The organism is Eudoraea sp., assembly GCF_049669105.1.
In the GTDB taxonomy this organism is placed as follows: Bacteria; Bacteroidota; Bacteroidia; order Flavobacteriales; family Flavobacteriaceae; genus Eudoraea.
In genome coordinates this window covers 45,281-54,416 of record NZ_JBATKE010000036.1, presented here as the reverse complement: position 1 = coordinate 54,416, position 9,136 = coordinate 45,281, and the positions used below count along the sequence as shown (strand labels likewise).

The following is a 9,136-nucleotide window of genomic DNA, read 5'->3' as shown; positions in this document are numbered from 1 at the left end:
GGAGAGGGCATATAAAATAAAAAGGCAGGTTTGCACCTGCCTTTTTCCCCAAATCTTACCATGAACTTAACCTACTTATGCTATGGTCCTCCAAATGTATACTAATGCATTGGAGCCCTTTAAAATTTTGGCTAAACTTCTTTTTAATTGGTTGAAATACCTTTGACTGGCCATAATACTATAATAGGTGAAGAAAAGTCGTATTAAATGTGTGGAAAAATAAAATCAAAATTAATTATAAATAAAAAAGGTGGAGAAGTCTCCACCTTTTTTGCCCCAAATCTTACCATGAACTTAACCTACTTATGCTATGGCAGGTCTAAAGTAACCGCCTTTAGTTCGCTGCAGCTAAAAAGCCGATAAATAGCACATATTATCGATGAAATGCACAAATTTGTGCATTTCATCGATAAAAATGTCAATATGCCCTTTCATTTTTACCCTCATAAAAGTTTATAAAGGCCCTGTTTACAACCCTGTTTCCACCTGGAGTGGGATAATCACCTGTAAAATACCAATCGCCCAGGTTTTTTGGGCAGGCCTGATGTAAACTTTCAATAGTTTGATATATGATCTGAACTTCAGCCTTAATATCTGCCGGGCTCAGAAGCTCGCCGATTTTCTTCGAGATCTGATCAGCGGTAAACGGTTGATAGAAGTCTTTTACATAATTAACGACATCTTTATCAGCGGTGCGAATTTGTTGAACACATTTATGATATATCTCTTCTACTTTCTGCATTGAATTCTGCTCCTTATGCAGTTCAAGCGCAGCTTTGAAAGCTATAAAATCTTCCAGTTTAGCCATATCTATGCCATAACAATCGGGATAACGAATTTGCGGTGCGGAGGAAACAACTATTATTTTCTTAGGTGATAGCCTGTCCAAAATCCGTAAAATACTTTTCTTTAATGTAGTACCCCTAACAATACTATCATCTATAATAACAAGGTTGTCATTTTTGTTTACAGAGCCATAAGAAATATCATAAACGTGTGCAACGAGATCATCTCTGCTGCTATCCTGTGTAATAAACGTTCTTAATTTTGCATCCTTTATGGCTACCTTTTCAATTCTGGGGCGAACATCTAAAATTTCATTTAGTTGCGCTCTTGTTATGCCGGGTCCTAATTTAAGGATCTGTTCTTCTTTTTTCTTATTCAAATAATTCTGCGCTTCTTTGATCATTCCTAAATAAGAAGTCTCTGCGGTATTGGGGATATAAGAAAAAACCGTATTTCTAATATCTTCATCAATAGCAGTCAATATTTGCGGGAAAATTAACTTACCCAATTCTTTGCGCTCCTGATATATTTCCTTATCGCTGCCCCTGGAAAAATATATTCGTTCGAATGAGCAGGCTTTTCTTTCTTTTGGCTCTAAAATTTCAGTAGCGCTTACCGTTCCATTTTTCTTAATAATTAATGCGTTGCCGGGGTCAAGTTCTTTGATATCGTCATACCCGACATTAAAAACTGTTTGAATAGCAGGTCTTTCGGAAGCTACTACAACCACCTCGTCATTTTTAAAGTAATAGGCAGGTCTTATTCCTGAAGGGTCTCTTAGCACAAAGGCATCTCCATGCCCGAACATCCCGGCCATTGCATAACCACCATCCCAATTCTTTGAAGCTTTTTTGAGTATTTTGGAAACTTTTAATCTTTCGGCAATCAAAGGTGATGCCTCCATCTTATTATAGCCCTCCTTTTTAATTTGCCGGTATAGTTTTGCAACGGCATCATCAAGAAAATGCCCTATTTTTTCCATGACCGTAACGGTATCTGCCATTTCCTTTGGATGCTGGCCCAGTTGTATCAAATTATCAAAGAGTTCATCAACATTGGTCATATTAAAATTACCGGCAACAATAAGATTTCTATGCATCCAGTTATTTTGCCTAAGGAAAGGATGTACATTTTCAATACTGTTCTTTCCAAAGGTCCCATATCGAACATGCCCCAGGAGTACTTCACCAATATATGGGATATTCTTTTTTTGTAAATCTGTATTGTCTATATATTCAGGGTTTTCTTTTAAAGCAGTATTAATACGGTCATTAATCTGCGCAAAAATATCTTGTATTGGTTGTGTTTCTACAGAACGCACTCTGCTCATATAGCGCTCTCCGGCAGCCATGTCTAATTTAATACTGGCAAAACCTGCACCGTCCTGACCGCGATTGTGCTGTTTTTCCATCATTAAATACATTTTGTTTACACCATAAAAAATAGTGCCATACTTTTCCTTATAATAATCCAAAGGTTTTAATAGCCTTATTAAAGATATTCCACATTCGTGTTTAATGGCGTCACTCATTATTTAAATGAATTAAAAAAGCCCCGTTAATTCGAGGCGTGTTTTATTATTGTAATTGAATATCAAATTGTGTCAATTCCCTGAATTGATGTAACCTTCTCTCCACTTCTTCTTTTTTTAAATTTGCCATTCTTTCTGTTCCAAAACGTTCTACGCAAAATGAAGCGAGATTGGATCCATGGATTACAGCGTTCTTTAAATTGTTGAATGATTCGTTTTCTGTCTCTGACAGATAACCTACAAAACCTCCTGCAAAAGTATCACCTGCGCCGGTAGGATCAAAAACTTCTTCTAAAGGAAGGGCTGGGGCAAAGAATATATTATCATTATGGAAAAGTAAAGCACCGTGCTCCCCTTTCTTTATGACTACATATTTCGGCCCCATAGTATGAATTTGGGCTGCAGCTTTTACTAAAGAATATTCATTAGTTAGTTGTCTTGCTTCTTCATCATTTATGGTAATAATATCTGTATGTTTTATGACCTCTTTTAATTCTTCCGAAGTATTATTCATCCAATAGTTCATAGTATCCAGGACAATTAACTTTGGTCTTTTCTCCATTTGATTGATAACGCTCATTTGGATGCTGGGATGTAAATTCCCCAACATAACCACTTCGGAATTTTTATAGTTTTCGGGCACAACTGGATTAAAATCTGCCAGTACATTCAGTTCTGTACTAATTGTATCCCTGGTGTTGAGATCGTTACGATATTTACCACTCCAAAAAAAGGTCTTGCCTCCTTTTACAATTTCTATAGCTGAAATATCAATATTTTTATCTGCCAGAAATTGTAGGTATTCATAAGGCAAATCATCGCCTACTACAGAGACAATAGCTGCATCTACATCAAATTGCGAAGCCGCCAGGCCAATAAATGTGGCAGCTCCTCCAAGAATTTTATCGGTTTTGCCAAAAGGGGTTTCAATAGCATCGAAGGCAACAGTACCAACAATTAAAAGTTTTCCCATAGATATTTTTTTTGAAATACGCTGCAAATATACACTTTTGAAAGCCCAAATAATCGTAATTAAAAACTAAAAACGGCATAATTATTTTCGGCCAAAATCTGCAGGGATTTCTCCCCATGCCTTTGTTTCCCATTTGACAATCGGGGTGTTATATGAATTATTTTTCAACCATTCAACCGCCCTTCGGATCAGATTGAATAAGGCTTTGTTTTTTTTGTTTTCCAAAAGCTTGGTATTACAGCTTTTTTTCCTCACCCAGCTCATAGCAGTCCTGGAATCTGTATAAATAACACGATCGCTATTTTTCTGCTTTAAAAAAGCCAATCCGTGAACTATCGCAAGAAACTCACCTATATTGTTGGTGCCTTCCTGGAAGGGTCCTTGTTTAAATAGTCTTTTACCTGTCTTAGTATCAACACCCTGGTATTCCATTATTCCCGGATTTCCACTGGATGCCGCATCCACAGAAATAGAATGATAATTTGGTTCTCCTATTTTAAGAAGATCCTGAGGGGAAAGCTGAGGGCTGTTTTTTTTCTTTCCTTTATAAGCATCGTAATTACTGTTATAGGCTTTTTTGGCTATTTCAAAACTGGGGAATGACATATATTGGGCTCCTTTTGCACCAGATATTGCAGCTTTGCAATCATCCCAACTTTCATATATCCCGGGTCTTTTGCCTTTCCAAACCACATAAAATTTGTCCTTTTTTGCCATTATCCCTTAAATAACAGTTCTTCGATTACCCTTGGAAAATGCTCATATTCCAGTTCATGAACTTTTTGTGCTATAATTTCTGGGGTATCCCCGGCATCTACAAATGTTCTTACCTGCATGATAATGGCCCCTTCATCATAATGCTCATTAACATAATGAATAGTAATTCCTGTTTCGGGTTCTGAATTCTCTTTTACAGCCTCGTGAACCTTCATTCCATACATTCCTTTTCCTCCGTATTTAGGTAGCAACGCAGGATGAATATTTATAATTCTATCTGGAAAATAATCAATTAACCTTTTTGGAATTCGCCATAGGAAACCAGCTAGGACAATTAAATCGAGATTGAGATTATTTAAAAAATCTGAAATTAAGTTAGATTCCAAAAAGGCGTGCCTGTTAAAATATAAAGCACTAATCTTAAGTCGCGAGCACCTGTCTAAAACTTTGGCGTCTTTTCTGTTTGTTAACACAGCGACTATTTCAACTTGTGTATTTTCAGAAAAATATTGAATAATGTTTTCAACATTTGAACCCGAGCCTGAAGCAAAAAGAACTATTCGTTTCATTTAGACAAAATTATTCTTTTTGAAATTAAGTCCTAAGTTTATCAATGATAAGATGCATCCCTGCCCGGGATTGGCGACTTATTGAATAGAAAAAATCAAACATTTTATTGATTTTAGGCATTTGGTGGACAGAAAATTTGTGTTCAAACTAATATTCTTGAGTTTAAATTTCTTAAATTACGATACATTTTTACATCAAATAGTGTTATTACACCATAAGTTTTTTATTTTTGCCAACGATTTAAATTTTTAAAACCAAAATTATTATGTCAGACATTGCATCAAGAGTAAAAGCTATCATCGTTGATAAATTAGGAGTTGATGAGAACGAAGTTGTAGCCGAAGCTAGCTTTACCAACGACTTAGGGGCAGATTCATTGGATACTGTTGAGTTGATAATGGAATTTGAAAAGGAATTTGATATTCAAATCCCTGACGATCAAGCAGAAAATATCGCAACAGTTGGCCAAGCTATTAGTTATATAGAAGAAGCCAAATAAATTTATGATTTCTTGATAAAGATTTATAATTATCCATGCGGTAATCGTGCTGCATGGATAATTTTTTTTAATTTACGCTTGGGTTAGACATCAATTTAAAATTTGGTTGAATGCAATTAAAAAGAGTTGTGGTTACTGGACTTGGTGCCTTAACACCTATTGGCAATAACATTGAACAATACTGGAAAGGCTTAAAGGAAGGCAAAAGTGGATCAGCACCTATTACCTATTTCGATACTGAAAAATTCAAAACTAAATTTGCCTGCGAGTTAAAAAATTTTGATGCACAAAACTACTTCGATAGAAAAGAGGCGCGGAAATTAGATAAGTTTGCTCAATATGCCTTAATTTCTTCAGATGAAGCTATTATAGATTCAGGATTAGATTTAGAAAAAATAGATAAATTTAGAGTTGGGGTTATCTGGGGCGCTGGAATTGGTGGCTTGGAAACCTTTCAAAATGAGGTTCTGAATTTCGCTGCCGGCGACGGAACACCAAGGTTCAATCCTTTTTTTATTCCTAAAATGATTGCAGACATTGCCCCGGGCAATATCTCAATTAAGCATGGTTTTATGGGGCCTAACTACACCACAGTATCTGCATGTGCATCTTCTGCCAATGCTATGATTGATGCATTAAATTATATAAGATTAGGTTATTGTGATATTGTTGTCTCAGGAGGCAGCGAGGCAGCAGTGGCTATTGCAGGGATGGGAGGTTTTAATGCCATGCATGCTTTGTCAACTCGCAACGATAGCCCAGGAACAGCTTCTAGACCCTTCGATGCAACCAGAGATGGATTTGTACTTGGTGAAGGAGCTGGTGCATTAATTCTGGAAGAATTGGAACATGCACAAGCGAGAGGAGCCAAAATATATGCAGAATTAGTTGGAGGAGGGCTATCCAGTGACGCCTATCATATGACCGCACCACATCCTGAAGGTATTGGCGTTGTAAGGGTAATGGAAAATTGTTTACGCGATGCGAATCTTAGACCTGAAGATGTTGATGCTATAAATACACACGGAACAGCTACCCCTTTGGGTGATGTTGCTGAATTAAAAGCAATTAGTCAGGTTTTTGGTGATCATGCTCCGAATATAAATATTAATTCTACAAAATCAATGACAGGACATTTATTGGGTGCTGCTGGTGCGATTGAAGCAATAGCTTCAATTTTAGCAATGAAGTATAGCTTGGTGCCACCGACTATAAATCATTCTGTGGTAGACGAAAATATAGACCCAAAGCTAAATTTAACGCTAAACAAAGCCCAGAAAAGGGAGGTTAATGTGGCAATGAGTAACACTTTTGGTTTTGGCGGACACAATGCGTGTGTGGTATTCAAGAAATTTAGCTAAAAAGCAAGATGAACTTTCCTTCAAATATATTTAATTCCCATTCTAAAGAGGATGGGGATTTTTTTTTAGGGATTTCAAAAATATTAGGGTTTAAGCCCAAAAAGCTAAGTGTTTACAAAAAAGCTTTTCTTCATAGATCTGCTAATATAAAAGATAAGAATGGCCTTCCATTGAATTATGAAAGACTTGAATTTCTTGGCGATTCTATGTTAGGGACTATTATTTCCCGATACTTATATAATGAAGTTCCCAATGGGGATGAAGGGTACTTAACCAAAATGCGTTCTAAAATAGTGAGCAGAAAACATTTAAATGAATTGGGGAAGGATTTAAATCTCATATCATATGTAGAAAGTAGAATCCCCAAATCACATTTTGGCGATAATATACATGGAAATGTTTTTGAAGCTCTGGTAGGGGCAATTTATTTAGACAGGGGATATAAATATTGCGAAAAGTTCATTAACGATCGTGTAATAGAGCCGTATGTAGATATTGAACAGCTGGAAGGACAAGTAATTAGTTATAAAAGCCTGGTTATTGAATGGTGCCAAAAGCAAAAAAAGGAATTCAATTACAAGGTATATGAAGATACCGGTAAAGACCCTCTAAAGCATTTTGCGGTTAAACTTTCAATAGATGAAAGAGTAATGGCTAAGGCAAGGGCTACTTCAAAAAAGAAAGCCGAGGAAAAAGCATCTAAAAGAGCATTTTTTGCGCTGCAGGATAAAATGGGGAAGATACAGATATAATAATCTTATATTTACAGTTTACGCGAAGAAATGATCACATTGCATAAATTTTCTGATGATTTTTGTGAAGAAAATTATGTACTCATTGCATTACATAGTGATTTGGAAGATTATGCTTTAGCCTATACATTAAATAGGGCACTTAAAATAAGTTTAATAAGATCGAAGACAGATCTTGATATATCGAATGAAACCTCCTTTCCTATTTATGAATGGAAAGATAAACTAAATGAAAGGTATTGGACTTTAATTGTTAATACCAGTATTAAGGAGGAATATTTGGAATTTCATGATCTTTTTAGCAATGAAACATCCTCTACCGTTTATCACTTAATACCGGAATACAAGGATGTTGATTATTTATTAAAAATTGAGCAGGAAGAAGATGAAATAGATAGTGATATGCTGGATACTATTCTTGAAATACCCAAGATAATTACTGCATACCAAATTGAAACCAAAAATCTAAAATCCAAGCAAAACTTAATTATATAGCAGTATGCCTAATACAAAAAAGACAAAAATTGTAGCCACCTTGGGGCCGGCAACGAGTAAAAGAGAGGTCCTTAAGGAAATGATAGTATCCGGAGTGGATGTCTTTAGAATTAATTTTTCCCATGCAGATTATGAAGATGTTTCCCAGCGCGTTGAAATGATTCGTTCACTTAACGAGGAATTGGGAATGTATACGGCCATTCTTGCCGACTTACAAGGCCCGAAATTAAGAGTTGGGGTTATGGGGGGTGAAGTTATTGTCGTACCAGGAGACGAAATTACTTTTGTAACTGGTGAACCATTTGAAGGAAATGCCGAAAAAGTTTATATGAATTATTCGAGCTTTCCAAAAGATGTAAACCCAGGGGAGCGTATTTTGCTCGACGACGGAAAACTAATGTTTGAAGTCCTTACCACGAATAGGGAGAATGAAGTTAAGGCGAAAGTAATTCAGGGAGGTCCATTGAAATCGAAAAAAGGAGTAAACCTGCCAAACACCAACATTAGCTTACCTGCTCTTACTGAAAAGGATATTGAAGATGCTATTTTCGCAATATCTCTCGATGTGGATTGGATTGCCTTGTCTTTTGTAAGATTTAGTCAGGATCTTATTGACCTTCAAAATTTAATCAGAGAACACTCTAAATACAAGATTCCAATTATTGCAAAGATTGAAAAACCAGAAGCAGTTAAAAATATTGACAAAATTGTTTCCTATTGTGATGGGATTATGGTTGCACGAGGAGACTTAGGAGTGGAAGTTCCCGCTCAGGAAGTGCCACTTATCCAGAAGAAATTGGTGCTGAGAGCGAAAAGAGCAAGGATTCCTGTAATTATCGCCACTCAAATGATGGAAACTATGATTACCTCCCTTACGCCTACAAGGGCTGAGGTTAATGATGTGGCAAACTCTGTAATGGATGGGGCAGATGCGGTAATGCTTTCGGGTGAGACTTCTGTAGGAAATTATCCGGTTGAAGTTATACAAAAAATGGCCAGTATCCTGCATAGTGTTGAAGGATCTGATTTAATTCAAGTTCCTCAGGAACCACCACATATTCGCACAAAAAGGTATATTACCAAATCTGTTTGTTATCATGCGGCCATTATGGCGAATGAAATTAAAGCAAAAGCCATATCTACACTTACCAATAGTGGTTATACAGCTTTCCAAATTTCAGCATGGCGACCAAGTGCTCATATATTGGTATTTACCTCTAACAAACGAATATTAACCCAACTAAACCTGCTTTGGGGAGTTAAAACATTTTATTATGATAAATTTGTTTCAACAGACGAGACCATTGAAGATGTAAACAGCATTGCTTGTAAAAAGGGTTTTTTAGACGTTGGTGATATGCTTATAAGTTTGGCTGCAATGCCAATAAAGAGCAAGGGTATGGTAAACACTTTAAGGGTTACAGAAATTGAAACATGTAGCTTCTAGACCTA

General features: G+C 36.3%; 9 protein-coding genes. 5 read left to right on the top strand and 4 right to left on the bottom strand.

Annotation, left to right across the window (positions count from 1 at the left end):
- Positions 1-418: 418 nt before the first annotated feature.
- The 4 genes from WBM60_RS02660 to WBM60_RS02645 form a co-directional block, all read right to left on the bottom strand.
- The gene (locus tag WBM60_RS02660; protein WP_424263225.1) at positions 419-2,317 is read right to left on the bottom strand and encodes an amidophosphoribosyltransferase; all 1,899 of its coding nucleotides are present in this window, start codon (positions 2,315-2,317) and stop codon (positions 419-421) included.
- 46 nt (positions 2,318-2,363) lie between these two features.
- Entirely contained in the window at positions 2,364-3,290 is a 927-nt protein-coding gene (locus WBM60_RS02655) for a PfkB family carbohydrate kinase (RefSeq protein WP_424263227.1), read from the bottom strand.
- Positions 3,291-3,371: 81 nt separating this feature from the next.
- Complete coding sequence (locus WBM60_RS02650; protein WP_424263229.1) at positions 3,372-4,007, bottom strand: viroplasmin family protein; 636 nt, start codon at positions 4,005-4,007, stop codon at positions 3,372-3,374.
- Positions 4,007-4,576 (bottom strand): phosphoribosylglycinamide formyltransferase, encoded by a 570-nt coding sequence (locus WBM60_RS02645; RefSeq protein WP_424263231.1) that lies wholly within the window; start codon positions 4,574-4,576, stop codon positions 4,007-4,009. Before WBM60_RS02645 ends, WBM60_RS02650 begins: the two co-directional genes overlap by 1 nt.
- Positions 4,577-4,842: 266 nt before the next feature.
- On the opposite strand from WBM60_RS02645, the gene WBM60_RS02640 reads away from it, so the two are divergent.
- The 5 genes from WBM60_RS02640 to pyk all read left to right on the top strand — a co-directional run bounded on the left by WBM60_RS02640 (position 4,843) and on the right by pyk (position 9,131).
- Entirely contained in the window at positions 4,843-5,076 is a 234-nt protein-coding gene (locus WBM60_RS02640) for an acyl carrier protein (RefSeq protein WP_009778413.1), read from the top strand.
- 110 nt (positions 5,077-5,186) lie between these two features.
- Positions 5,187-6,437, top strand: coding sequence for a beta-ketoacyl-ACP synthase II (gene fabF / locus WBM60_RS02635; RefSeq protein WP_424278232.1), 1,251 nt, complete (start codon positions 5,187-5,189; stop codon positions 6,435-6,437).
- 8 nt (positions 6,438-6,445) lie between these two features.
- Positions 6,446-7,189 carry a ribonuclease III gene (gene rnc / locus WBM60_RS02630; RefSeq protein ID WP_424262804.1) on the top strand — a complete coding sequence of 248 codons (744 nt, stop codon included), beginning with the start codon at positions 6,446-6,448 and terminating at the stop codon, positions 7,187-7,189.
- A gap of 30 nt (positions 7,190-7,219) precedes the next feature.
- Positions 7,220-7,684 carry an IPExxxVDY family protein gene (locus WBM60_RS02625; protein ID WP_424262806.1) on the top strand — a complete coding sequence of 155 codons (465 nt, stop codon included), beginning with the start codon at positions 7,220-7,222 and terminating at the stop codon, positions 7,682-7,684.
- A 4-nt stretch (positions 7,685-7,688) separates the two neighbouring features.
- Complete coding sequence (gene pyk, locus WBM60_RS02620; RefSeq protein ID WP_424276929.1) at positions 7,689-9,131, top strand: pyruvate kinase; 1,443 nt, start codon at positions 7,689-7,691, stop codon at positions 9,129-9,131.
- Positions 9,132-9,136 lie beyond the last annotated feature (5 nt).

Coding starts and splice junctions, on each gene's coding strand:
- WBM60_RS02625 (WP_424262806.1), top strand. CDS start 7,220: ATGATCACATTGCATAAATTTTCTGATGATTTTTGTGAAGAAAATTAT.
- WBM60_RS02660 (WP_424263225.1), bottom strand. CDS start 2,317: ATGAGTGACGCCATTAAACACGAATGTGGAATATCTTTAATAAGGCTA.
- WBM60_RS02640 (WP_009778413.1), top strand. CDS start 4,843: ATGTCAGACATTGCATCAAGAGTAAAAGCTATCATCGTTGATAAATTA.
- WBM60_RS02650 (WP_424263229.1), bottom strand. CDS start 4,007: ATGGCAAAAAAGGACAAATTTTATGTGGTTTGGAAAGGCAAAAGACCC.
- pyk (WP_424276929.1), top strand. CDS start 7,689: ATGCCTAATACAAAAAAGACAAAAATTGTAGCCACCTTGGGGCCGGCA.
- fabF (WP_424278232.1), top strand. CDS start 5,187: ATGCAATTAAAAAGAGTTGTGGTTACTGGACTTGGTGCCTTAACACCT.
- WBM60_RS02655 (WP_424263227.1), bottom strand. CDS start 3,290: ATGGGAAAACTTTTAATTGTTGGTACTGTTGCCTTCGATGCTATTGAA.
- rnc (WP_424262804.1), top strand. CDS start 6,446: ATGAACTTTCCTTCAAATATATTTAATTCCCATTCTAAAGAGGATGGG.
- WBM60_RS02645 (WP_424263231.1), bottom strand. CDS start 4,576: ATGAAACGAATAGTTCTTTTTGCTTCAGGCTCGGGTTCAAATGTTGAA.